Origin of the sequence: Erysipelothrix sp. HDW6C (assembly GCF_011299615.1) — a bacterium.
Lineage (GTDB): Bacteria > Bacillota_I > Bacilli_A > Erysipelotrichales > Erysipelotrichaceae > Erysipelothrix.
The window spans coordinates 1134117-1158667 of sequence record NZ_CP049861.1; the positions used below are offsets into that span (position 1 = coordinate 1134117).

28 protein-coding genes and 1 pseudogene are annotated in these 24551 nt (G+C 39.8%); 16 read left to right on the plus strand and 13 right to left on the minus strand.

What is annotated here, in order from left to right:
• Positions 1–5: 5 nt before the first annotated feature.
• From atpE to trxA, 10 genes are all read left to right on the plus strand, one after another.
• The gene (gene atpE, locus G7062_RS05220; RefSeq protein ID WP_166064873.1) at positions 6–245 is read left to right on the plus strand and encodes an ATP synthase F0 subunit C; all 240 of its coding nucleotides are present in this window, start codon (positions 6–8) and stop codon (positions 243–245) included.
• A gap of 16 nt (positions 246–261) precedes the next feature.
• On the plus strand, positions 262–774 hold the full coding sequence (locus G7062_RS05225; RefSeq protein ID WP_166064874.1) for an ATP synthase F0 subunit B: 513 nt from the start codon (positions 262–264) through the stop codon (positions 772–774).
• Positions 761–1285 carry an ATP synthase F1 subunit delta gene (gene atpH, locus G7062_RS05230; protein ID WP_166064875.1) on the plus strand — a complete coding sequence of 175 codons (525 nt, stop codon included), beginning with the start codon at positions 761–763 and terminating at the stop codon, positions 1283–1285. Before G7062_RS05225 ends, atpH begins: the two co-directional genes overlap by 14 nt.
• Positions 1282–2802, plus strand: a complete 1521-nt coding sequence (gene atpA / locus G7062_RS05235) for a F0F1 ATP synthase subunit alpha (protein WP_166064876.1) — start codon at positions 1282–1284, stop codon at positions 2800–2802. The genes atpH and atpA overlap by 4 nt, the downstream gene beginning before the upstream one ends.
• Positions 2795–3574, plus strand: coding sequence for a FoF1 ATP synthase subunit gamma (locus G7062_RS05240; RefSeq protein WP_166064877.1), 780 nt, complete (start codon positions 2795–2797; stop codon positions 3572–3574). Before atpA ends, G7062_RS05240 begins: the two co-directional genes overlap by 8 nt.
• Positions 3574–4962 (plus strand): F0F1 ATP synthase subunit beta, encoded by a 1389-nt coding sequence (gene atpD / locus G7062_RS05245; protein WP_166064878.1) that lies wholly within the window; start codon positions 3574–3576, stop codon positions 4960–4962. The genes G7062_RS05240 and atpD overlap by 1 nt, the downstream gene beginning before the upstream one ends.
• On the plus strand, positions 4963–5355 hold the full coding sequence (gene atpC / locus G7062_RS05250; protein WP_166064879.1) for an ATP synthase F1 subunit epsilon: 393 nt from the start codon (positions 4963–4965) through the stop codon (positions 5353–5355).
• A complete protein-coding gene (locus tag G7062_RS05255; protein WP_166064880.1) occupies positions 5352–6704 on the plus strand; it encodes a TrkH family potassium uptake protein in 1353 nt (450 codons plus the stop codon). Before atpC ends, G7062_RS05255 begins: the two co-directional genes overlap by 4 nt.
• Before the next feature lie 10 nt (positions 6705–6714).
• Positions 6715–7389, plus strand: coding sequence for a TrkA family potassium uptake protein (locus G7062_RS05260; RefSeq protein WP_166064881.1), 675 nt, complete (start codon positions 6715–6717; stop codon positions 7387–7389).
• A gap of 63 nt (positions 7390–7452) precedes the next feature.
• Complete coding sequence (gene trxA, locus G7062_RS05265; protein WP_166064882.1) at positions 7453–7764, plus strand: thioredoxin; 312 nt, start codon at positions 7453–7455, stop codon at positions 7762–7764.
• 29 nt (positions 7765–7793) lie between these two features.
• On the opposite strand, the gene G7062_RS05270 is transcribed toward trxA, so the two are convergent.
• From G7062_RS05270 to G7062_RS05295, 6 genes are all read right to left on the minus strand, one after another.
• Positions 7794–8510 (minus strand): polymer-forming cytoskeletal protein, encoded by a 717-nt coding sequence (locus tag G7062_RS05270; protein WP_166064883.1) that lies wholly within the window; start codon positions 8508–8510, stop codon positions 7794–7796.
• Positions 8511–8670: 160 nt separating this feature from the next.
• Positions 8671–9351 (minus strand): hypothetical protein, encoded by a 681-nt coding sequence (locus G7062_RS05275; protein ID WP_166064884.1) that lies wholly within the window; start codon positions 9349–9351, stop codon positions 8671–8673.
• Positions 9352–9430: 79 nt separating this feature from the next.
• Complete coding sequence (locus tag G7062_RS05280) at positions 9431–9853, minus strand: gamma-glutamylcyclotransferase (protein WP_166064885.1); 423 nt, start codon at positions 9851–9853, stop codon at positions 9431–9433.
• Positions 9853–10494: a pyroglutamyl-peptidase I gene (gene pcp, locus G7062_RS05285; RefSeq protein WP_166064886.1), complete on the minus strand. Its 642-nt coding sequence runs from the start codon at positions 10492–10494 to the stop codon at positions 9853–9855. The genes G7062_RS05280 and pcp overlap by 1 nt, the downstream gene beginning before the upstream one ends.
• 13 nt (positions 10495–10507) lie before the next feature.
• On the minus strand, positions 10508–11458 hold the full coding sequence (locus G7062_RS05290; RefSeq protein WP_166064887.1) for a DUF979 domain-containing protein: 951 nt from the start codon (positions 11456–11458) through the stop codon (positions 10508–10510).
• Positions 11458–12144: a DUF969 domain-containing protein gene (locus G7062_RS05295; protein ID WP_166064888.1), complete on the minus strand. Its 687-nt coding sequence runs from the start codon at positions 12142–12144 to the stop codon at positions 11458–11460. The genes G7062_RS05290 and G7062_RS05295 overlap by 1 nt, the downstream gene beginning before the upstream one ends.
• A 388-nt stretch (positions 12145–12532) precedes the next feature.
• On the opposite strand from G7062_RS05295, the gene G7062_RS05300 reads away from it, so the two are divergent.
• Positions 12533–13768, plus strand: a complete 1236-nt coding sequence (locus G7062_RS05300) for a DUF349 domain-containing protein (RefSeq protein ID WP_166064889.1) — start codon at positions 12533–12535, stop codon at positions 13766–13768.
• Positions 13769–14021: 253 nt separating this feature from the next.
• Here G7062_RS05300 and G7062_RS05305 read toward each other — a convergent pair whose 3' ends face one another.
• Complete coding sequence (locus G7062_RS05305) at positions 14022–15311, minus strand: dicarboxylate/amino acid:cation symporter (protein WP_166064890.1); 1290 nt, start codon at positions 15309–15311, stop codon at positions 14022–14024.
• Positions 15312–15596: 285 nt separating this feature from the next.
• Here G7062_RS05305 and G7062_RS05310 point away from each other — a divergent pair, with 285 nt between their 5' ends.
• Together G7062_RS05310 and G7062_RS05315 are read left to right on the plus strand one after the other, a co-directional pair.
• Complete coding sequence (locus G7062_RS05310) at positions 15597–16775, plus strand: NAD(P)/FAD-dependent oxidoreductase (protein WP_166064892.1); 1179 nt, start codon at positions 15597–15599, stop codon at positions 16773–16775.
• Positions 16776–16845: 70 nt separating this feature from the next.
• Positions 16846–17412: a VanZ family protein gene (locus G7062_RS05315; protein WP_166064893.1), complete on the plus strand. Its 567-nt coding sequence runs from the start codon at positions 16846–16848 to the stop codon at positions 17410–17412.
• Between the two features lie 30 nt (positions 17413–17442).
• Here the strand turns inward: G7062_RS05315 and G7062_RS05320 are convergent, their stop codons facing one another.
• From G7062_RS05320 to G7062_RS05335, 4 genes are all read right to left on the minus strand, one after another.
• On the minus strand, positions 17443–18141 hold the full coding sequence (locus G7062_RS05320) for a hypothetical protein (RefSeq protein WP_166064894.1): 699 nt from the start codon (positions 18139–18141) through the stop codon (positions 17443–17445).
• A gap of 101 nt (positions 18142–18242) precedes the next feature.
• Entirely contained in the window at positions 18243–18536 is a 294-nt protein-coding gene (locus tag G7062_RS05325; RefSeq protein ID WP_166064895.1) for a hypothetical protein, read from the minus strand.
• Positions 18537–18592: 56 nt separating this feature from the next.
• Positions 18593–19036, minus strand: coding sequence for a UTRA domain-containing protein (locus G7062_RS05330; protein WP_166064896.1), 444 nt, complete (start codon positions 19034–19036; stop codon positions 18593–18595).
• On the minus strand, positions 19018–19296 hold the full coding sequence (locus tag G7062_RS05335; RefSeq protein ID WP_166064897.1) for a GntR family transcriptional regulator: 279 nt from the start codon (positions 19294–19296) through the stop codon (positions 19018–19020). The genes G7062_RS05330 and G7062_RS05335 overlap by 19 nt, the downstream gene beginning before the upstream one ends.
• 90 nt (positions 19297–19386) lie before the next feature.
• On the opposite strand from G7062_RS05335, the gene G7062_RS05340 reads away from it, so the two are divergent.
• Positions 19387–20583 carry a neutral/alkaline non-lysosomal ceramidase N-terminal domain-containing protein gene (locus G7062_RS05340; protein ID WP_166064898.1) on the plus strand — a complete coding sequence of 399 codons (1197 nt, stop codon included), beginning with the start codon at positions 19387–19389 and terminating at the stop codon, positions 20581–20583.
• A 28-nt stretch (positions 20584–20611) separates the two neighbouring features.
• A pseudogene (locus G7062_RS05345) lies at positions 20612–21300 on the plus strand (SIS domain-containing protein).
• A 20-nt stretch (positions 21301–21320) separates the two neighbouring features.
• Here G7062_RS05345 and G7062_RS05350 read toward each other — a convergent pair.
• Positions 21321–22034 carry a putative ABC transporter permease gene (locus G7062_RS05350; protein WP_166064899.1) on the minus strand — a complete coding sequence of 238 codons (714 nt, stop codon included), beginning with the start codon at positions 22032–22034 and terminating at the stop codon, positions 21321–21323.
• Positions 22035–22177: 143 nt separating this feature from the next.
• Here G7062_RS05350 and G7062_RS05355 point away from each other — a divergent pair, with 143 nt between their 5' ends.
• The gene (locus G7062_RS05355; RefSeq protein WP_166064900.1) at positions 22178–23941 is read left to right on the plus strand and encodes a DUF885 domain-containing protein; all 1764 of its coding nucleotides are present in this window, start codon (positions 22178–22180) and stop codon (positions 23939–23941) included.
• On the opposite strand, the gene G7062_RS05360 is transcribed toward G7062_RS05355, so the two are convergent.
• Positions 23938–24513, minus strand: a complete 576-nt coding sequence (locus G7062_RS05360) for a TetR/AcrR family transcriptional regulator (protein ID WP_166064901.1) — start codon at positions 24511–24513, stop codon at positions 23938–23940. The genes G7062_RS05355 and G7062_RS05360 overlap by 4 nt on opposite strands.
• Between the last annotated feature and the right edge of the window lie 38 nt (positions 24514–24551).

Below are 24551 nucleotides of genomic sequence, written 5' to 3' on the forward strand. Positions count from 1 at the left end.
TTAATATGGATACAGTTAGCATTGGAAAAGGGTTGGTGGCTATTGCCGCTGCATTGGCAGTTATGACAGGGATTTTTTCAACAATTGGTCAAGGATATGCGGCCGCAAAGGCAGTTGAAGCAGTGGGTAAAAATCCAGAAGCAGAAAGTAAAATACGTTCGATGTTAATTCTTGGAGCTGGTATTGCTGAAACAGCTGCTATTTATGGAATGTTGATCGCGTTCTTACTCATCTTTGTTTTTTAGATAGACGGAGGGTTCTATGGATTTAGATATTGCACAAAAATTAATGCCCAATCTTTTAACCATGGCTGCCCAACTGGGTGCAACCTATGTCATTTACTTAATGTATAAAAAATATTTGCACGAGCCGGTTCAAAAGTTTTTGGACATGCGCGCCGAAGCCATAGCAAATGAGGTTACCGCTGCGCAACAGTTAAAAGAAGAAAGTCTCGCAATGCGAGAACAGTCTGCTGAAGATTATGAAATTGCAATTGAGAAATTAAAACGTGTTGAACAAGAGATGCTTGCGGAAGCAAATCGTGAACGTCAAGCAATCGTAGCATCGGCACAGGATGATATTCAAGCACAAAAGCAAGCACTCATTGATGCATTTGAAATTGAGAAGCAAACATTATTTGACGATGTCAGTGATCAAGTGTTGAGTTTGGCAGTTGCTGTAAACCGAAAAGTAATCAGTCAGCATGAGTATGAAAACGAGACAATGATTAATGATCTAGAAAAAGAAATTAGGAAACACCATGTTAAGCACTAGAACGTATGCTCAAGCGCTTTTTGAAGTCGGTGTTGTACGAGAAACCGCTTTACAATATTACGATGAACTCATTGATTTCAAACAAATCTTGCACGATCAATCCGTAACGAAAGTATTCCGTTTGGCACCCATGAGCGAAGACCTTAATGCCATATGGGATATCCTTCAATCGGAATATTCATTGCAGGTTGTAAATTTTATTCGCATTCTCTACGATGCGAATTTGCTCAAATTTTACACACGAATTGTTGAGGCGTATCAAGAAATTCTCGAGGATAATGGGTATCTGCGCATTGTTTCTATTTCAACGCCATCAGCATTGGATCACGAATCGCAATTGCGAATTGAATCCATGCTAGAAAAAGACAGTACAGTGAGAATGCTATTTCATTATTCAAACGATCCATCGCTCATTGCAGGAATGGTTGTTCAAAACGGTAATGATATTTACGATACGAGTATTAAAAGCAAACTCGATCGTATTATGAGTCAAGGAGGTCAGGGAGTATGAGTCGGCAGTCGGATGCTATTTTGGAAATGTTAAAAGAACAAATTGCTGGAATTGAGTTTGATACCACCAATGAAGATGTTGGACGGGTTCATAAAATTGGCGATGGGATTGCATTTGTTCGCGGATTGGATGACATCCTTTCAGGGGAAATGGTTCGCTTTAGTGATGACGTCTTGGGTCTTGCACTCAACTTGGAAGAAAATCAAGTGGGCGTTGTGCTGCTTGGAAATGATAAACTCGTAAAAGAAGGCGATATTGTATATCGTACCAAACACATTATTGAAGTTGGTGTTGGCGATGCCTTATTGGGTAGAGTGGTCAATGCGCTTGGACAGCCCATCGATGGACTTCAAGATATTGAAGTTATTGAAAAGCGTCCGGTAGAACGGATTGCTCCAGGTGTTATGACTCGAAAGTCAGTGCATCAACCATTACACACAGGCATTAAAGTAATTGATGCGATGATTCCTATTGGAAAAGGGCAACGTGAACTTATAATTGGCGATCGTCAAACAGGAAAAACAAGCATTGCACTCAATGCTATTCTCAATCAAAAGGGCAATGATGTAAAATGCATCTATGTCGCAATTGGCCAAAAAGCATCGACGGTTGCAATGGTTGTTGAGAAATTAAAACAACATGATGCGATGGATTACACGGTTGTTGTATCAAGTACTGCAAGTGAGTTAGCACCCCTACAATACCTCGCACCCTATACAGGATGCGCAATTGGTGAATATTGGATGGATAATGGGCAAGACGTGCTCATTGTTTATGATGATTTATCCAAACATGCCGTAGCGTACCGTACCATTTCATTGTTGCTACGTCGTCCCGCAGGTCGTGAAGCGTATCCTGGCGATGTTTTCTATTTGCATTCTCGTTTACTGGAACGCAGTGCAAAATTGAATGAAAAATACGGGGGTGGTTCCATGACTGCTCTTCCCATTATTGAGACACAAGCTGGCGATATATCAGCGTACATTCCAACCAATGTCATCTCGATTACTGATGGACAACTGTTCTTGAATGCAGACGCCTTCAACAGTGGACAGCGTCCTGCAGTTGACAGTGGAATGTCAGTATCGCGAGTGGGTTCGGCTGCGCAAACAAAAGCCATGAAGACGGTGGCATCGTCGCTTAAACTTGAATTAGCAACCTACCACGAGCTTCTCTCTTTTGCACAATTTAGTTCGGATGTGGATGCTGCAACACAAAAAACAATTGATCATGGACATCGGTTAACAGAACTTTTGAAGCAAGGTGCCTTAACCAAGATGCCCCATGAATTGATGATTATCAGCATGTTCTTAAATAAATATGGGAGTTTGGATGCACTTACCGTAAAAAAAGTATTGCCATTTGAAAAATACCTTCATCAACGTTTTTTGAATACTCATCCAGAGATACTTGCGCGTATAAAAAAAGATGCTGTTTTGGATGAAAATCTGATTGATGACATTCAAAGGGTTGTGGATGATGCGCTTGAAAGTTTTAAGATAAGTCATCATGGCTAATACACAAGCAATAAAAAAACGCATGCGCTCCATTACGACAACCCAAAAGATTACGAAAGCGATGAAACTTGTATCGTTGAGCAAGTTGCAACATTATCGCGAACAGCAATCGCAATTCAGTCAGTATTTCGAAGCACTCGAAGCTGCCAGTCTTAGCATTGGAGGCGACGATAATATCCTGGACGCAATGCAAACAATCTACCTCGCTTTCATGCCTGATTTGGGTTTGTGTTCAATGTACACTCAAGGGATGATGCGGATGCTTGAAGCATCCATGCACGAAGGGGATGGGCTAATGCTTATTGGGACACAGGGTTACGAACATTTACGTGAGCGGGGTTTTAACATTATCAATCCAATCCAATCAAGTGAAAAAATTGATGTGACACTACTGCATCGTTCCTTAAGCGCCCATATTGCATCCTATCGTATCGTAGCAATCATCCCAGAGTTTACCAATGCATTGAGCCTTGGTTTTACAGCGCGTATTTTAAACTTGCAAAAAGCTGAACCGAATGATGATGTTTTGTATGAACCGAATTTCACGGATGTGCGCGCAATCGTGAACTCAAAACTTTTAGCGGGATTGATCCGTCACACCTGGCTTACATCAAAAGTTAGCGAACATACGACACGTCGTATTGCGATGGAAAAGGCAACCGATAGTGCCCAAGATATGCTTGATGTGCTTGAAAGAACGTACAATCGTGTGCGTCAAGAAGCAATAACCCAGGAAATCTCAGAAATAGTTTCGGGAATGGAGGATTCATAATGAATGGAAAAATTGTTCAAATTGTTGGACCGGTAATTGATGTGCGATTTGAAAAACAACACATGCCTAAGTTATACAATGCACTGAAGGTAGTCCATCCAACAATGGATGTAACCCTTGAAGTATCACAACATATCGGAAATGATATCGCGCGCTGTATCGCAATGGGTACGACCGATGGCTTGTCGCGTGATTTGGATGTTATAGATACAGGTTTCGCGATTAAGGTTCCGGTCGGGAATGCTGTTTTAGGACGGATGTTTAACGTTCTGGGCCAACCCATTGATGAACTTCCGTTTGCAACAGACGATGTTCCAATGCATGAGATACATCGCGAAGCACCCCCTTTTAAAGAACAGATGACGACAAATACAGTGTTGGAAACTGGAATCAAAGTCATTGACTTGCTATGTCCGTATCCGCAAGGGGGTAAAATAGGTCTTTTTGGAGGCGCTGGTGTTGGAAAAACAGTCTTGATGCAAGAACTCATTCATAACATTGCGATCGAACACAGTGGCCTTTCTGTTGTTGCTGGAGTTGGTGAGCGAACGCGCGAGGGGAATGACCTCTATCATGAAATGAAAAGTGCCAATGTGTTAAATAACACAGTCCTTGTTTACGGTCAGATGAATGAATCACCGGGAGCACGGATGCGGGTGGCATTATCTGCGCTTACCATGTCAGAGTATTTTCGTGATATCAATAAGCAAGATGTACTCTTGTTTATTGATAACATTTTCCGTTTTACACAAGCCGGTTCAGAAGTATCTGCATTGTTGGGAAGAATGCCCTCAGCGGTTGGGTATCAACCCACACTTGCTACTGAGATGGGCCAATTGCAAGAACGTATTACATCAACGCGTTCGGGATCGATTACATCCATTCAAGCAATTTATGTTCCCGCCGATGATTTAACCGACCCTGCAGCTGCGATAACGTTTACCCATCTTGATGCAAAAACAGTGCTCGATCGCAATATCGCAGCATTGGGTATTTATCCGGCCGTTGACCCTTTAGAATCAAGCAGCAGTCTTTTGACTGAAGATATTGTTGGGGAAGAGCATGTTTATGTAGCGACAGAAGTTCAAAAGATACTCCAACGCTATCGTGAACTTCAAGATATCATTGCCATTTTGGGAATGGATGAATTGGGAGAAGCAGATAAACTGGCAGTCAATCGCGCTCGTAAAATTCGCAATTTTCTATCCCAACCATTCTTCGTTGCTGAGACGTTTTCAGGACTATCCGGAGCATATGTTCCAATTAAGGATACGATCCGCAGTTTCAAAGCTATCTTAGATGGCGATGTCGACCACATTCCCGAGCAAGCATTTCTTTTTGCGGCAACAATAGAAGATGTCTATGCGAAAGCGCAGGATGTTGCGTAAATGTTTGCAGTTAAGATACTAACTCCGCATGGAATTTACGATACAATCCAGATTGATTCCATAACCCTTCCATCAACAGAAGGTCAACGAACCGTTTTGGAAAACCACATGCCATTAATAATGTCATTAGAAATAGGCGTGATGTATATAAAAAGAGGCGATACGCGCCAAAACTATGCAATTTCAGAGGGAATCTTTACTTTCAATGCAAATGAGGGTATTCTGTTGTTAGATACGATTGAAAGCGAAGCGGATGTTGATTTTGAGCGAGCAGATCGTGCACGGCAACGTGCAGTGGAACGCATTCAATCCCAATCGGATACAACAATCGATCTCAAACGTGCCGAGATTGCGCTGAAACGATCCTTATCGAGGTTGAAACTACAAAAATGATAAAGAAACTAAAGAAAAATCTGCGAAGATTATCAATTCCGCAGCAAATAGCCATTGGATTTGCACTTACAATACTCGTAGGTGCAAGTCTTTTGACTTTACCGATTGCAACGAATAGTGGTGAGAGTACAAATTTTCTTGATGCATTGTTCGTGGCAACTTCAGCTGTTTGTGTTACCGGTCAAACGACGGTTAATACTGCAGCACATTGGAACTATTTCGGCAGGACCGTCATCATAAGTCTCATTGAAATCGGTGGACTGGGATTTATGTCTATTATTGTCTATTTCTTTGTCTTTTTAGGGAAAAAAATGACACTTCGACAACGCATGCTCTTACAAGAAACTGTCGGAACCGAAAATGCAGTTGATGCACAGCGCATGATTCGTTACATCGTCCGATTTGCACTCTTTGTTCAAACGTTGGGTGCGGGAATCCTCGCTTTAGATTTTATTCCCCGTTATGGTACACTCAAAGGAATTTATTTTTCATTCTTTCACTCTATTTCGGCGTTTAATAATGCGGGATTTGACTTGTTTGGAAACAGTCTGGAAGGCTTTGTTACCAATCCGCTTGTCATTTTAACAATTGGTGGACTCATTTTCTTTGGAGGTCTTGGATTTATTGTTTGGAGAGATCTCTTAACCTACCGTAAGAACAAACGATTGCTTATTCATACGCGAATTACGCTTATTACGACGTGCTCGATCCTCATTGTAAGTTTCCTACTCTTTTGGATTAGTGAGACAAAACATGGAACATTCGCGGGTCTATCAACTCCCGATCAAATCACCAATGTTTTATTTCTCGCCATTACACCACGAACGGCAGGTTATGCGAATGTAAATTATGCATTCTTGTCGCCAATGGGAATTTTTCTAACACTATTATTGATGTTCATCGGTGCGTCTTCTGGTTCAACAGGTGGTGGTGCAAAGGTTACAACCTTCGCTACACTCTTCTTGTACCTACGCGGTCAACTTACAGATACACAACCAAATTTCAAAGGGCGTGCGATTGGTGTCGACAAAATTGTAAAAGCAATTATGATTCTTATTATTGGTTTAGGAATGGTTACAGTTGCATCGATGATTCTCTTTGTTACTGAAACAATACCACCGCAGTTTGGAATTGAGTATATTCTCATGGAAGTCTTTTCTTGCTTTGGAACTGTTGGACTGACAATGGGGCTTACTCCAGATTTAACGGCCATTGGCAAAGTTGTATTAATTATTGTAATGTTTGCAGGAAGAATTGGTTTGCTGACGTTCTTCTTGTCATTGGGAAATCACCCCGAAAGTCGTGAGCCACACATACGATATCCAGAAGCAAACATTCTGGTAGGATAGGAGCATAAAAATGTCAAACAATAAAACAGTAGCGGTACTCGGATTGGGTCTCTTTGGAGCGTCAGTAGCACGTACTTTAGAGAAGCATGATCTTGATGTAATCGCCATGGATAAAAAAATGGAACGCGTTGAAGAAGTCGCGGCCCATGTTGAACATTCGATTCAAGGGGACTTCACCAAAATTGAACACCTTGAGGCTGCTGATGTTGGCGAAGCCGATATTGCAATTGTAGCGTCCGGTGAGCGATTGGAAGAAGCGATTATGTGTGTTCTGAACCTAAAAAAATTGGGTGTCCGACATGTTATTGTCAAAACGAAGAATAAGGACTATCTTGAAGTCCTTAAAAAAGTGGGTGCTGATCGCGTCGTCTTGCCTGAGGTCGCAATGGGAAAACGACTTGCTAACGAAATTGCGCAGCACTCAGTGATTGATACTTTGAGAATTGATGACCGCTATAATCTTGTTGAAATTCATCCTTTGAAATCTTGGGAAAATAAAACAATCATGGCGCTTAATTTACGGCAAATGTATGGATTCAATATTGTTGCTGTTAAGAAAGCATCCAATCATGAAATGTCGATTAATGTCGAACCCGATTATCTAATACATGATGGTGATTTATTATTTGTTTTAGTAGAGGAACAGGACCTTGAACGCTTTAATGATATGGAAGACGCCAGTTAAGCAGTTGTCTTTACTCAGTGCTAAATAAGGTATATCATGAAGGTAGTAAAGGAGTATGATAGTATGACATTACATATTACAGATCAAGATTTTGATGCGCAAATCGCTGAAGGCCTAACATTTGTTGATTTCTGGGCAGAATGGTGTGGACCATGCCGAATGCTCGGTCCGGTGATTGATGAACTTGCCACTGAATTAGATGGTAAGGTAAAAATTGCTAAATTAAACATTGATGAGAATCGTGTTATTACTGAAAAATTTGGCGTTATGTCCATTCCAACCATGATTCTTTTCAAGGATGGAGAACCTGTAGAAAAAATTCAAGGATTCCAACCTAAAGAAGCACTCAAAGGATATCTTGAAAGTAAAATCTAAAAAATACCGCTCATGAGGCGGTATTTTTCTTATTCATGATCGACAGGACGAATGGCGTCCATTGTGCCGACAATTTTCGTGAAGTCGGTGATTGAATCAAAACTTGCTGACTCAATGTGTGTTCGCATAGCAGTGGGTGATGGCTGTGTATGCGATTTAACAATCTGTACGCGTCCGATAATGCTAGCACCGTGTTCAATGCTGATGCTGGATGCTTCAATATCACCTTCAACTGCACCATAGGAACTGAGTGTTACAGTATCCGATGCTTGTATGTTCCCAACAATATTTCCTGAGCTCATAATCTTTCCAGTTCTGATATCTCCTTGAATTTGAGAAGATTCTGAAAGTGTAATGGCGTCTTTGACAGCGACTGCACCTTTGATGATGCCAGACTCTAGGGTAATGTTGTGGGCAGTAACAGATCCCTCAATGCTTGCTTCATCTTTAATTGTTACATCACCATTGATTTCAATATTACCGGTGATTGTACCCTCAATAATAATGTTTCCATCAACATTGACGTCCCCAACCAGTTCAAGGCCCTTGGAGAAAATCGAAGTATTGCGTGAATTTGTATCTAGAATATTCATGATTATCTTTTCCTCTGTTCTATCAATTATAGTGGGGATAGGGGAGTGTTCTTTAACAGGAACCTCAGCTTCAGGTTGCGTGTTCTGACTTTGAAAGAACGTTTTAACACGGTCAATGAGCTTGGTGCTTGAGTCATGATTCGTTGCTTTCATACCCTACCTCCTTATCGTTGTAAGTCTATCATACAGAACATTGAATAATGCCATGAGGTACTGAGTTTATGCAGGAATGTTACAGACATGTAAAAACCACCGTTCAATGTAAAGAGACGGTGGTTTTTGTGTAGAAATCATTAAGATGTGTGAAGAGAAGTTATTTAATTAGTGCTGTTGCAAGCTCGGCTATGAGCGGGTAAATATTATGTTCTTGAATGTCACTGACCTTCTCGTTGAGGGTAACTTCATCATGGTTATATTTCGCAACAACGGCATAATAGTAATTCATTGATTGTTGGTTCAGTGCATTCATTTTATGGAGTGGTGTAATGAGGTTTAGAATCTCGGGATTATGTTGTACCTCTGCAGCGTAAGCGAAGAAGAGCACTTTAAAACGAGAATTATCATTCATACGCTGACCCATATTTTCATTAAGATAGTCAAATGTATCATTATAGCTGATACCATTTAAAAGCATAGAGAGACCACATGCGAAGTAGAAATCACTGCTTATAAACGAATTTTTGAAGGATTTAGAACTTTGCGCGATAATCTGTTGATAGACTGCTTGTGCTGTTGGCGCATCTTTATCTTGGAAGAGAATACTGAATAACTTCTCACGGTCCATTTCTGCGGTGACAAAGTTAATGATAAGAATGATAACGGCTAATACTGCACAAAAGAAAAAAGATAAGAAGGTTATGTTTCCATTATGATTTCGAGTCATACGTATAATGTAGACAAAGCCGATTACGAGTGCAAAAAGAGAAATAAAGAGTCGCTTCTTGATGCCTTTCATAAATTGTTGTGCTTTATCTTGAATGAGTGTTTCGTTCATTGTTGTACCTCCAACACGCTTCAATTATAACAACATTCAGCGTAAGAAACTATAAAAAGAAGGCATCTCTGCCTTCTTTTTACTTATTGTGATGATTTTCTTTGAAATCGCGCCAATCCCCATTGGGAATGAGAATGGCTTGCTCTTCAAAGTATATATCAAAATCGTGGGCGTGATAGAAGTAAACGTCTAAGGTTATAACCTCACCACTATTGAGCGTTACCTCACGTGGAATGCGTTTGTATTCATCATCATCCTTACCAAAGAAACCCTCCATTGCATCCATAGCGGGCAGTACAGCATTGATATCTTTCACTGTAATTACTTCACCATGGACGCGGGTTGTTCCATCTAATAGTGCAGGATAGCCTTTATAAGGCATATCGTATAATGTGCCACTCACATAACCATCTTCAATTGCTACGACATGACCGCGTAGGTACTTATCGTAGTTGTAGAAATTTTTCATGAGTGATCCATAAACAAAGAGTTGGTCACTCATTATGCAATTGCACCACCTTGAATTTTTGCATCCTCACGAACAGTAACTGTTGTTGCAATGGCAACTTCAAGTCCTTTCGCAATTTGTTCGAGTGTCAATGAAGGTTGTGTTGGTTTATCCAATACTTGTTCCGTTGCGTAAGGCACATGAATGAATCCACCACGGACATTTGGATATTTGGTATCAATCAAATAAAGCAGTCCATACATCAAGTGGTTACAGACAAATGTTCCGGCAGTATTGGATACGCTTGAAGGAACACCTGCTGCTTTGATATTCTCAACGATTGCTTTGATAGGTAACTTCGTGAAGTATGCAGGTGCACCATCGGCCTTAATTGCAACATCAATGGGTGCGTTGCTTTCGTTATCCTTGATTCGCGCATCATCTTGGTTAATAGCGACACGCTCAGGCGTTACTCCGAAACGACCGCCAGCTTGACCAATATTAATCACAAAATCAGGTTGGTGCTTTGCGATTGCTGCATCAAGTACATCAATTGATTTACCAAAGACTGTAGGTACCTCAAGTTTGATAACTTCAGCACCCTCAATCGTGTCGGGTAGGAGTTTGACTGCCTCATAAGCAGGGTTCATTGCCTCACCACCAAATGGATCAAATCCGGTAATTAATACTTTCATAGCGTTTCCTCCTTTAGAATGCTAAGAAATACATTAAGAAGATATGTATTACTAGTAATATTATAGCAAATGGTACCTGGAACTTGATAACAGAATACTCATTTTTTGTTTCCAACAGTGTTGCTGGAACAATATTAAAGTTCGCAGCCATTGGTGTCATTAAGGTTCCACAGAATCCAGCGGTCATCGCAAGGGCTCCAGCAATCACAGGGTTTGCACCATGAGCGAATACAAATGGAATCCCAACACCAACAGTAATAACAGTAAATGCGGCAAATGCATTCCCCATAATCATGGTAAAGATTGCCATACCAACACAGTAAGCGACAACACCCGCAAAAACTGAGTTTGCAGGAATGATGCCTTTCAAGAGTCCCGCGATTAAATCACCAACACCAGCAGCTGTAAAGATTGCGCCAAGTGCACCAAGAAGTTGCGGAAGAATTGCATACGATCCCATAGTTCTTAAAATACGTGTACCATCCTTAACAGCGGTAACAGCAGGTGCACGCGTGATTACAAATGCAGTAGCCAATCCAACAACAGCTGAGATACCAATCGCGATGTATCCTAAGTTACCTGCTGATACGGTAGATGGTGCAACCATGGGAAGCACTGTTGCAAAAAGGAATGCACCAATCGCAATAGTAATTGAAGGAATGAAAATCTTATTTCCGATACGGTTTGATTGTTCATCACGGAATGGTTGTGCTATTTGTTCAATGTCCCCAATATTAACACTCTTAGTAAGTGAAATAACACCTAAAACTAGAACTAAAGCCCCGTTCAATTGATTGGGGACATACGGTCCAACAATAAATAGGAACGCAAGAATTACCCAAAAGGATAATGCACCGTATTTACGGTTATCATTAATATTCTTATAAGCGTTTAAGCCCGTTGCAAAGAGAATAAAGCCAATTAATACATACCACATTTCCAAAAATAATGTCCAGAAATCCATTAGCGTTTCCCTCCTTTAGCAAGTTTACGATCAAGCATGGTCAATTGAATACCACTGAGTATCAAAACTATAATAAATACCGGTAACGAGTAGAGCGCAATTTGGCTCGGTGTTACGGTATATCCAGCATCAACAAGTGTTGTAACAATCAAAGTAACACCACCAGCAGCTGGGAACATATTTTGACCAAAGAAGTTAGCATAGTTGTCAACCGCAGCCGCAGCTGCTTTGATGACATCAGCTTCATCTTCATTTAAGGGTTCACCATTACGTTCGTTGATTGCAGCCCCTTCTGCCATCGGTTGAATTAAGGGTCTAACAAATTGAGCATGTCCCCCTAAACGCAATGAGAATGCGGTCGCCAATTGGCGAACAACTTGGTAAAGCCACATAACACGTCCCGCTGTAAGTGAACTCATTTTTTGAATGAGCTTAACTGCTTGCTCACGCAAACCATAGCGCTCACTCAAACCTACGATTGGCAAGGTTAGTATAAATATACTGATCCCTCTCCCTGATACAAAACGAGACCCCAAGATGTCGAGAATCTCTCCAAAAGATATACCACCGATTAGGGCGGTAACAATTGCAGAAACCAAGACAACAGCAATTGAGTCAATCTTCATTGTGAAACCAACAATAATAATCGCGATTCCGACAATGAGCCATAAATTCATGTCTGCCATAATTCTTTCTCCTATATTCTATATTATGGATATTATATAGAGAATAGGTTGGACTGACAACTTATATAATCAATAAAATATGGCATGAACAGTAGGCTTTCCACATTACCGTTCGAACAGGGGATTAGTAGAGCGCTTTCACAATATTCACATATAAATTTCACAAAATTCTGTTAGTGTAGTTTATATAGTTCATAATGAGTAGGGGAGCATGAATAATTTGTTTAATTCTTAATTTTCAAATCGATTCGATGTTGAACTTTTAATGGCCTGCGGTGCATCAAAGCAGAATACGTTGTTTTTGTTACATATTTGCATCATATGAAACAACAATGCGTACAACCATTGATTTATGTGTTAAAATTAAGAGTAGTGGTTAGAGAAAGAGGTGTTTACTATTAAAGCAAAGAAAACGACAGAAACAGAAGTCGAAACAAAAGAAGCGCAAGATACGCGTCAACCTGAGTTTTCGCGTCATGATTTTGGGTGGGAAAGTCTAGCATCAGTAGAGGAGTCACGTCAAAATCAATTGATTTCCGAGATTTATAGTATTATGAATACCGGAGACGATGAGAAACTTGAGTTTATCAAACGAGAGTGGAGTTCATTATCAGAAGAGGGCATCGACGATGCACTTGAAGCACGCTTTAACCAAGCAGTTCACCGTTATGAAACACGTCAAGAACGTCTTGAAGAAGCACAGAATATCAAGAAGCAATTGATATTGGATGCCGAAGCACTTAAAGATTCAAGTGATTGGAATAAAACTTCAAATGCTTTACAAGAACTTCAAAAGAAATGGAAAGAAGCAGGATTTGCCGGTGAAGATATTGATCAAGATTTATGGGAGAAATTCCGTGGAATCAATGACCAATTCTTCGACAGACGCAGTTCACACTACGAAAAAATGTCTGAAAACCGTGATGAAGCACGCACAGTAAAAGAGGCATTGATTGTTGAAGTTGATGCATTGAAGGATTCCGAAGATTGGAAACAAACTTCGACAGATATGCGAAATCTTATGACACGTTGGAAACAAGCAGGATTCGCAGGACGTGAATATGAAGATGAATTGTGGGAACGTTTCAATAGCGCTCGTCAATTCTTCTATCAAAAACAACGCGAATTCTTCGACAGCATGCGTGATACACAAAGTAAAGCACGTGAGATTAAAGAAGATGTAATCACACGCGCTGAAGCTCTGGTACAGGCATTCCATGCTGAAACAACCCGTGAGGGAATGGAAGCATTATTCGAAGAATGGAAAGCAGCTGGACACAGTGGTCGTGACCACGAAGAAAAGCTATGGAATGAGTTCCGTGCAATCCAAGATGACTTCTATGATCGCTTGAAAAACCGTGATGTTATGCAACGTCAAAATCGTGAAGATGAGGTATCCAATGATTTGGAAACTCTTGAAGTTCGAATTTCGGCACTCGAAAGCATTAATGAGAAAATTGCTGCAAAACTTTCAAGCCTTGAAGGACAACTTGCAAGCAACGACTCCGAAACATTACGTGAAGAAGTTGCTGGACTTAAAGCAAACTTAGAAGAAAATGAAGCACGATTGGCTGAATACCAAGCCGAATATGCTGAGTTGGATGCTGAACTTAACAAAATGTAGTTTCTAAAGAGCCACCCATTGGGTGGTTTTCTTTTGATTAGGCAAGAAGTATCTCTGTAGATTTCATTTCTGCGCATCAGCCAATGTGCTTGTGTCAGTAAAAGATAAATCAAATGACTTTCAAGTTCGTGATGATTGGCTTATAATTTTCTAGTAAGATACGACTCTCTATTCTGTTATCTCGACACGCTAAACGACGATATCATTATCAGTATTTTACAGATACATAAAAAAAACCGCATTTGCGGTTTTTTTATGCTGTAGGCTCAGTAATAGCATTTTGTCGTGTTGCGACAATTACAGTTGCAGTTGCAGAGCCTGTGACGTTTGCCATTGTACGGGCCATATCAACGATTGCTGAGATAGGCGAGAGTACAAAGATAATTTCAATTGGTAATCCAGCAGCTGTAAGTACAGCTGTTGCAGCGATTGTAGCGGTTCCTGGAACACCAGCAGTTCCAAGTCCAACAATTAATGTATAAACTACAAGTAAGACATATTGCATTGTAGTGAATGGAATATTAAGGGCATTGATGCTGAATACAGCCAATAGAATTGGCCAAATACCAGTACATGCAGCCATACCAACATTTGCTCCCAGACCCGCAACAAATGCTGCAATATCATCTTTTACACCGAGTTTTGTTGTAACTTGATCAATAACAACTGGAACAGTACCGATGCTGCTTTGTGATGTAAAGGCAACAACTTGAGCTGGCCAAATTGCTTTGAAGAACTTGATTGGGTTCATCTTGGCAAAAAGTCGGATTAAAACACCGTTAACAACGAATGCTTGGAAGAAACTTAAGATATATGCAATAACAATTACGAATACAAATGAAGCCAGGTCTTTTCCGCCATCACGTGTTGGAACGTTTGCGATATAAGCAACGACTGCATAAGGCGTCAAACGAATGATTGATTTAACAAATGTGTTTGTAAGCTTGTTTGCGGACTCAAAGAATTTCATCATGGGTGCAGCACCTTCGGGATCCTTAGTGTTAAATTTAACCAATGCGATACCGATGATAACTGAGAAAATAATAATAGGAATAACTTGATTTTCAGCAACATGACGAACAATGTTACTTGGGAAGAAACCAACAATTGTATCAATGAATGTTGGTACTTCTTTAGCAACGTAATCTGTTGGTAAAGTAATGTTGAATCCCGATCCAAGTTTGAGGCCACCAGCCACAAGAACTGTAATTGTGCTGGCAATTGCCGTATTTAACAACAACCAGAATACAGAACTGAATCCGAGTGTACGTAATCGTTTGATGCTATCAAGCGATGCAATGCTTGAGATAATACTAAAGAATAACAATGGGGCAACAATTGAATAAATTAATTGTGTAAAGATGCGTCCAAAGGGTGTAACGTATTCCGTGCTTCCTTGGAATAGAAAACCAATTACCAATCCAAATCCAAGGGCAATAATTGTTCGAATCCCAAAATTAACATGCTTCTTCGCAAGATAATACAGGAAACCATAAACTCCTAATGTCACAGCCAATGCTATAACAGGCAGATAATTACTCATAAATCCTCCTCATAAAAAAAAGTGCCACGGCACTTGAAATATCATCTGTAATAAAAGTATTTTCTAAATGTCGTTATTTGACATGTGTAAAACTACACATGTGTGTATTTGTGGTGGGTTGGGTTTTGCAACAGATAACGAGATTCATAAAATGCTCCTTTACATACAACACATGTATGTTTACTATGTGGTGTACGATTATCATATAGAATTCAAAATTATATGTCAACGAATATACCTCACTATCTTTGTTTGTTATAATAGGTGGGAGATTTAGGAGAAACTATGAAAAAAATAATTGTTGTTGGTGGAGGACCGTCAGGTATGATGGCGGCAATCTCGTCAAAGGAGCATTGGCCACATGCTCATGTAATGTTAATTGAACGCAATGAGAAGTTGGGTAAGAAGCTTCGTTTAACGGGCGGGGGACGCTGCAATGTCACTGCTGATGTCTCAGTCGATGAGGTTATCAAGTATGTACCAAAGAATGGAAAGTTCTTATACAGTGCTTTGAATAACTTTAATCCGCAGGATATTCAGAAGTTTTTTGCAGATAACGAGTGTGAACTCAAAATGGAGGATCATTACCGAATGTTTCCTGCCTCAAATAAGTCACAATCAATTGTTGAGGCACTTCAACGCCGATTGGACACACTAAAAGTTGAGATTTGTTTGCACTCTTTTGTAGAAAGCGTCGATACCTCAAAACAAGAGATTGTAATGAATGGCAAAACAATTGCCTATGATGCAATCATCTTTGCAACCGGGAGTCGTACATTATCTGGGACGGGGTCTGATGGTAATGGGTATGGGCTTGCTGAGGCTGTTGGACACACGATAACCGAATTACTTCCAGCTGAGGTTCCACTTGTATCAAACGAATTATTTATTCAAGAAAAGACCTTACAAGGGCTCTCGTTTCATGATGTGACGTTGAGTGTACTACAAGGGAAGAAAGTGAAAAAAGCAATTACCCATGATTTGCTCATTACACATTTTGGACTCTCCGGTCCTGCTGCATTACGAGGTAGTTTCTACATTCAACAGGTTCTACCGAAAGAGACACCCGCACGCATTCAAATTGATTTCTTGCCAAGTATAAGTATCGATCAGTTGATGCAATCGGAGTCATTGGATGAAATGCTTCTTGAACAGGGAATACAGAAGCGCCTGCTCGCTTATTTTAATGAACGCGCAACAAACAAGAATGAGTTAATAGACCTCGTCAAACGTTTCCCTATGACAATTTATGAGACGCGAGGCTTCTCACATGCCTTTGTAACCAACGGAGGAGTTTCACTCAAGGAAATTGATCCCAAAACAATGAAATCAAAGATTGATTCGCATGTATCCTTTGTTGGCGAGTTGATGGACTATAATGCCTTTACCGGAGGATTCAATATTACGTCTGCCTTTGCCACAGGATATACTGCTGGTCAATACGCACTTCAAGACAACGCGTAAAAACGTTATTTTTTTTGTAGCTGTTTTTCATAATCCTATGATATAGTAGACAAGAATAAAGGAGATAATTATGTTAACGCGACATTCAGGTCCAGGTTGGATGGCAACCGGATTCTTATTTTACATTCCAATTTACGCATTATTTTATGGATTCTATCTAAAAAAACAAACCAAAAAGGCCAAAATTAGTTGGACACTCTTGTTTGTTTATACCTTTTTAGTATTTGATTTAACACAATTTCCCTACCCAATTGGTGAAAGTGCAAGGGAGCATGTAGCAACACAACACAGCTTCCGCTATAACCTTGTCCCTTTAGATAATTTCATTGAAAATTTCTTCATTAGTTTTCGTCCCCGTTATCTTTTTGAGAACTTTATGAACGTCATGATTTTTATACCCTTTGGTTTTTTGGTAGCCAATGTACTTAAAGGAAATAAAAGATTTGTCAAAGTTCTACTCATCAGTTTTGGATTTACTTTGATGATTGAGTTACTTCAACTTGTGACATCAATGACAGGCATGAATGTACGAATTTTTGATGTTGATGATCTCATTTTTAATACCATCGGTGGTGTTATCGGTTATCTGTGTTTTGCTATTATAAGATCCATCCAAGCAAAAAGAAAGCATTCATAAAAAAGTCAGCCCCAAGGGACCGACTTTTTTTTATTCTACGATAGTTTGCGACTCTGTCTTAACAGCATCAAGGACTTCAGTAACGGTTGCTGAATCAACATCGTTTTCAACGAGTGCTGATTTAAGTGTTCCCATAACATCAATCTCAGGAGTTCCTCCTGCAGCGATTCCGTTTTGAACACCACCAAGCATACCGCCGGCAAATGATTTCACAACGCCTGTTAAGGCATCGGAAGCAACTTTAGAAGCAAGAATTTTCATAATCATGTCAAGGAACTGATTTCCTTGATTTTTTGCTGGGGCTGCTGAACCACCTGTTAATTGTGATAAAGCACCACCGAGTAGCGTATCGAGCATTCCTTTTTGTTGGGGTTGTGCTGCTTGTGTGTTACCACCACCGCCACCACCTAATAAACCACCAAGTAATGAACTTAATGAGCCAGCATTAATTCCGTTTTGCTCGAGTTGTGTCTGGGCTGCGTTGTTCGCACCACCTTCGGTAATTCCTTTAATTGCATTGGTTAGTAAATCGGCTGTGTTACCATCAGACCCAGTTGGCGTATCTGCTTGCTTAGCGCCACCGGTCAATGAACCAAGTAAACCACCGAGCAGGTCGCCGCCGTCACCTGAAACAGCATCTGAGATTGAGTTAAGCAGCTCGTTGTCTCCTTTACCATCCCCGTCTTTATCTGGATTTACCAGATTGAATAAATCTTTTAAATCAGGCATTATATATCCCCTCCTTGTATAGTCACAGTATATTCGTTTTCGGAACGCGATTACAATTGAAACGCACAGAAATATATATACAAAAAAAGAGCCGAGGCTCTTTAATCATTTTTTTGCGCTTTCTTGATTTGGTAAACCTTCAAAAGGATGAATCCAACAACACTGACACCAATGACTGAGAGGATTAATGTTTGCCATGATCCAAAGAAGCTAATCGCAATGTAGTTTAATACAAGAACAATCAGGGTTAAGACTGCAAGGATTAAATAAAACTGTTTTGGTGCAACCTTAAAATATTTCGTGATGACGCTGAACTTTTTTTCGAGTAAGTAGCTGACACCAAATAGGATGGCGGCAATAATGATAACCAATAGATTAATTTGTAAAAATTCCATATGAAATCCCCTTTATGTTTGTATTTATTATACATGTGTTGCGCCCAAAATTCTATTCAATTACCGTAAACAGTTTGTACCAGCTTAAAAGCCTGAGTTTGGTAGTATGAAACACCTGTGTTAAAGGGGGTTCCGTTTTCCATATATGCTGTAACGTGCATCTTGATGACGGCATGACCCACTGGTATGTTGAGGAAATTTGCAATAGTTTCGTCTGCATTTATAGCGTCTAAGCGTTGGTCAGCGTGTGCAAAATGAATGCCTCTTTTTCCCAGTAAATCATAGAGGGAGGCATCCAAGTCTTCAGGTCGAATCGTTCCTATCAAGTCGGTTGGGAAGAAAACGTGCTCATGCGCAACGGGAACATCATTTGCATAACGCGTACGAATAACTTCCCATACTGGGGTGCCAAGAGCAATTTTAAGTTCGGATGCAATGAGTTCAGTGGCAGGGATTTTTTTGAGTGACTTGTTGTGAGAGGTTACGGATAATGAACGCATAACCGCTTCGCGCGTAAAGCCGATACCATTTCGAAACTCAATAAATTGGGGGCGGTATTAACAAAAGTACCCCGTCCATGTTGCTTGTTAAGAATTCGATCGTTAACCAAGTCATCCAATGCCTTGCGAATTGTAACACGCGATACATTCAAAGCAGCAACAAGTTCATACTCAGAATCAATCATTTGTCCAGGTTGGTAAAACCCTGTCGCTATCTTGTTTTTTATATAGTCTTTGACTATTTCGTTCTTAGTTTTCATGTGACCATTATAACGGAAACAACTTGATGATTCAACTTGTATTGACAAGTTGAGCAAAGGTGCTAAACTTGAAGGAAGGAGGTAATCATTATGAGAATTGGTGTCGCACGACGAAATATTACGCCATCTATTGGGACAGAGATGGGTGGATATGGTATTGAGAGAAAATCAAAAGGTGTCCATGATGCCTTATATACGAAAGTAGTTATTATAGATACACATATATTTATTGGGTTAGATCTTGTTGCAATTGACCACAATTTACGCGAACGCATCGAATCACGAGTTGATTTACATGGGTATACAATGAGTCTGAGCGCGAGTCACACGCATTCAGGCCCTGCAGGAACACTTGATACATCAGGAATGCTTAAAGGGATGTCTCATGTATTTGGGGATCTGAATGATGAATTACTTGTCTTCATCGCTGAACAAAGTGTAGCAGCAATTAATGAAGCTTTTGATACAATGGAACCTTTTATTCTCGAAACATCAAAGGGAACGATTACGGGTGCTTATTCAAACAGACACAGTGAAACGAAATTATACAATAACACATTAATCACATACCTTTTTAAAACTGAAACAAAATCTATCCTGATGTATAGTTTTGCATGTCATCCCACAATTATGCATGCGGATAATCTGTTATTCAGTAAAGATCTTATTGACGGTATCGAGAATGCTGCCGATGTTGATTTTATGTTTTTCTTGAATGGACCCAATGGGGATATCAGCACGCGTTTTGTGAGAAATGCATCAACATTTGCGGAAGTTGAACGGATTGGATTGAGTATTTGGGAGCAAATCTCACAGACAATAGCTCGAGGTGAGGAAACAATACTTTCACCCATTGTAGTTCATAATCGCACATATGAACTACATACAAAGCAAACAAGCATGTTTGACAAAGCAATTTATGAGCAATACACTAAAGCATTTGAATTAACACCGACACCTGAATTGCGGACAAAAATTGAAGGCATGGAAATTGAACGGCTCTTTGCAGATACAATTATGCCTCCAATGCTCCCAGTTGAAGTTCAGATAATTAGTGCTGGAAAGCACACGTTAGTCATGTTTCCAGGTGAATTATTTGGGTCTCTATGTCCTGCGAATGCCTGGATGATTACCAATTCGAATGGGTACCATGCCTATTTTGCGGATAAAGATGCTTACGATCATAATTACTATGAAGCACTAACAAGTTTTGTGTCACCAGGGGCAACCGAATTAATGATACAGCAATTACAGAAAGATATTGAGGAGATTACAGATGGAAACTAAAAAATACATGAACTATATTATTGAAACAATGGGTGAATTGCGTGATACGCAGGCTGACGCAATTGATAAAGCCAGTGAATTTATGATTGAGTCGTGTGCACAAGGTGGTCGTGTTTATATTTTTGGGAGTGGTCATTCCCATCTTGTTGCCGAAGAAATGTATGTACGAGCTGGGGGCTTGCGCTAACCAAAGGAATTCTACCTGACGAATTGATGCTGCATGGTGTTACGGGTAAGAGCACGCAAATTGAGCGTCTTGATGGTTATGCCAAACCGATTCTTATGTTGCATAAACCAGCTCCTGAGGATACCTTAATTGTCGTTTCGAATTCTGGACGGAACAATGTACCGGTTGAGATGTGCTTAGCAGGTAAGGAATTGGGAATGAAAGTTGTTGCGATTACTTCGATGAAGCACTCATCCGCAGTGACATCACGCCATCACAGTGGTTTACGTATGTTTGAGATTGCGGATGTAACCATCGATAATCTTGCTGTAGCTGGCGATGCTGATTACTATGTAGAAAATTTTGATGTACCAACGGGTCCTATTAGTGATATTATGGGGCTTACAATTGCCCAAACTTTAGTTGTAAATACGGTTGATGGATTGGTCCGTCGTGGGATTGAGCCACCTGTATTTAAGAGTTCAAATCTTGATGGCGCCGATGCATATAATAATGAGCTATTCGATAAGTACTTTGGCTACTGGAAATAAAAAGTGGGAATTCCCACTTTTTATTTTTTCTTTTGGCGGACTTGTTGTTTAATTTCTTCCATGATATCCGTAAATTTACGTGAAGACAGCGATGGAAATGATCGTAGAATTCGAAGTTCGCCACGCTTCAGTGATTGTAAACTGTCGCGTACACCGTGTTCCAAAGACGTAATTTTTGAATTTAGGGTATCTTTCATTGCATGAATATTTACCACTCTATTTTTGAGATGCATTGTGGATGCAACGGATACGATTGTATCAATGACAACAATGACAAACAAAACGCTTGCAAGAATCGTGAGTACATTTTGAGGTATTGTATTGATAAAGTCGATGATGCGTGGGTGAACCCATGTGACTAAAATCAAACATAGAAATCCAAACATAAGAGAGTTCTTTAAACACACACGACCTTTGATATTATAGGGTTGCTGGGAATAATCCCACCAGCGCATATGAAACAGTTTCTCCATTATAAAACTTGTTATGTATTCTAAGGAACTTGTGAGTAGTAATCCATATACAAACACAAGGACGGGATCGTTAATATAGGGATCGAGTACGTATAAAATAAGAATTGCTCCAAACCCATAGATAGGGACAAGGGGACCATTCAAAAACCCCCGCTCTACAAACTTTCTTTGTGGAATGGAACAATAAATCGTTTCTAAGATCCATCCAATGAATGCATAAATAATCCAATAAGAAAATATATGTGTAATTGTAACCACCATGAGATCACCTCTTTCTTCTATTATACTGCGAATAAGCGCCAATAGTTGAATGAATGGTGAAATGCAACGCAAAAAATAGATTTGTCTTGTTTACATGTAAAGTGTTATCATAATAACGTACTAAAAAAGAAAACGGGGGCATTATGAAAAAATTAATAAGCATACTCTTAGTTGCACTTCTTGTGTTAACGGGATGTACAACCAAGGGAACAGCAACACCAGCAGAGACACCCAATGCTGAATTTGCTGCATATTTGGATGAATTATTGGTAGAATCCATGGATCCAAAGGACTTCTCAATTAACTTTATGTTTGTGAATCCTGAAAATTATGGTATTACACCTGAACCATACGAGCTGACATTCTCTACAAATGAGGATGAGGCAGAATCTGTTGCGGAAACAGAAGCCATGATCAAGAAGTTAGAGTCATTCAGTGATAAGACATTAACAGCGCAACAACAACTTGATAAAAAAGTTGTTATTGAACAGTTAAAGAATGGTCTTGAGATGGCACCTTACTATGATTATGAGCAAGGTGGATCCGTTATTGGATACTCACGTAATTTAATGGGAAGTTTCCCAGCATACCTTGAAACCTACGTATTTAGAAACCAACAAGACGTTGATGGTTATTTCAATTTGATTGAAACGTTACCTGCGTCCATTCAAAAATACATTGATTTGGAGAAAACACGTCAAACAAATGGTACCGGTTTTGGTAAAGAAGAAATTGCTGAAATTATCAAAGTAAATGAAGTGACCGCAACCGATGCTGCGTCCGAAGATTTCTACTTAATTGCACATTTTGATACTGCAATTGCCGATTTAGATTTTATGTCGGCCGAACAAAAAACAGCAGCGAGTGCACGTAACAAATCACTCCTAAACAATCAATTCGCACAATCGTATCAAATGGTTGTTGATCAGTTTAAGGAGATTGATGCAAAACCTGTTACCGGTCTTGCCAACAAACCAAATGGTAAAGAGTACTATGAGATTCTGTTGCGTCAAGAAACAGGAAAGAATGTCACGGTTGCGGAAATGGAAAAATTCATTGACCGTAAGGAGTTAGAAATTCAAACCTATCTTTTCTCAAGTTTCACGGCAGAAGAAATGGATGAAATGTTTGCATTGATGCAAAGCGGTGAGTTTAGTGATTTTGAGGATGGACAAGCACTCCTCACATTTATTCAAGGCGCATATACAGAAGATTTCCCAGCAATTGAGGCGCCAAACTACGTGTTACGTCAAGTCGATGACTCGATGAAAGAAGCTTCAAGTCCTGCGTTTTACTTCTCACCACCTGTCGATTACACACCGGCAGAACCACAAGTAATCTATATTAACGGTGAATTTGATAATAAATTGTATACAACCTATGCCCATGAGGGGATTCCAGGTCACATGTATCAATTTAGCTACTTCTTAACACTCAAAGACATGCATCCAATTCGTTCACTGATTTCACCATCTAGCAGTGCTGAAGGGTGGGCAAACTATGCAGAAAAAGAAGCCGTTAAATATGTTCAATCTGACAAATTTATGGAATTCAATAATGCCTATATGTCCTTAATTGAAATTTATCATATTAAGGCAGATATTGGAATTCACCACAAAGGATGGACTCAAGAAGAGTTTGGAGAATTCTTTGGACAACTTTTTGATGTGTCGGGGGAAAACTTGTCAGAAATGTACACACAATTTGTACATTCTCCTGCTGCGTATCCAACATATTACCTCAGCAACCTTTACATTCGTGATATGAAAGAAACGGCAAAAAAAGAGTTGGGTAATGCCTATGATGAAAAAGAGTTCCACGAACAAATTTTAAAATGTGGGGCAGCATCATTCAATGTTATCGAAGAACAAATGAATCTTTATATAAAAGAAAAGGGAAGCCGTTAGGCTTCTCTTTGTCCGTATAGGGTAAGTTGCACAAGTTCAATCAGAAAGTCAATATTCTTGGATCCATGTCGTAAGGACTCCAACAAGTTACGAACAACAAAGCGATTGAATTCATCTTTGGTGAATGTATCACTCCATATTGAGGGCCTTACTCTTGGATCGTTGTTAAGGACTTTAAGAAATATGGTGTTGATACGTTGCAATTGTTGCTCATGGACGCGTCGACTTTCTTCACGATCGGAAACACTCAGCGCACGATAATAACCGGCAAATATAGAATGATAAATATGGGCATTGTAGATAATCCGTTCGTAGGTATGACGCAACATCCCTGGATAGTCTGATTCATTTTCAAATGCTTGAATATTTTTAATAAAGAGGGTATCCCAGAAAATATCGACCAATGTAAAAACAAGATCCGACTTTGAATCAAAGTAATTGTAGACAGAACCCAAGGCCACATTTGCTTCCTTGGCGACACGACGCATACTCAATGCATCAAGCCCTTCTTCAAGGACAATTTTCCGTGCAATGTCAATCAAATGTTCTTTTGTAATTGGTGCTTTTTTCATGGTCGTTTTCACCTCTTTGAACTGTGTTCATTATAGTA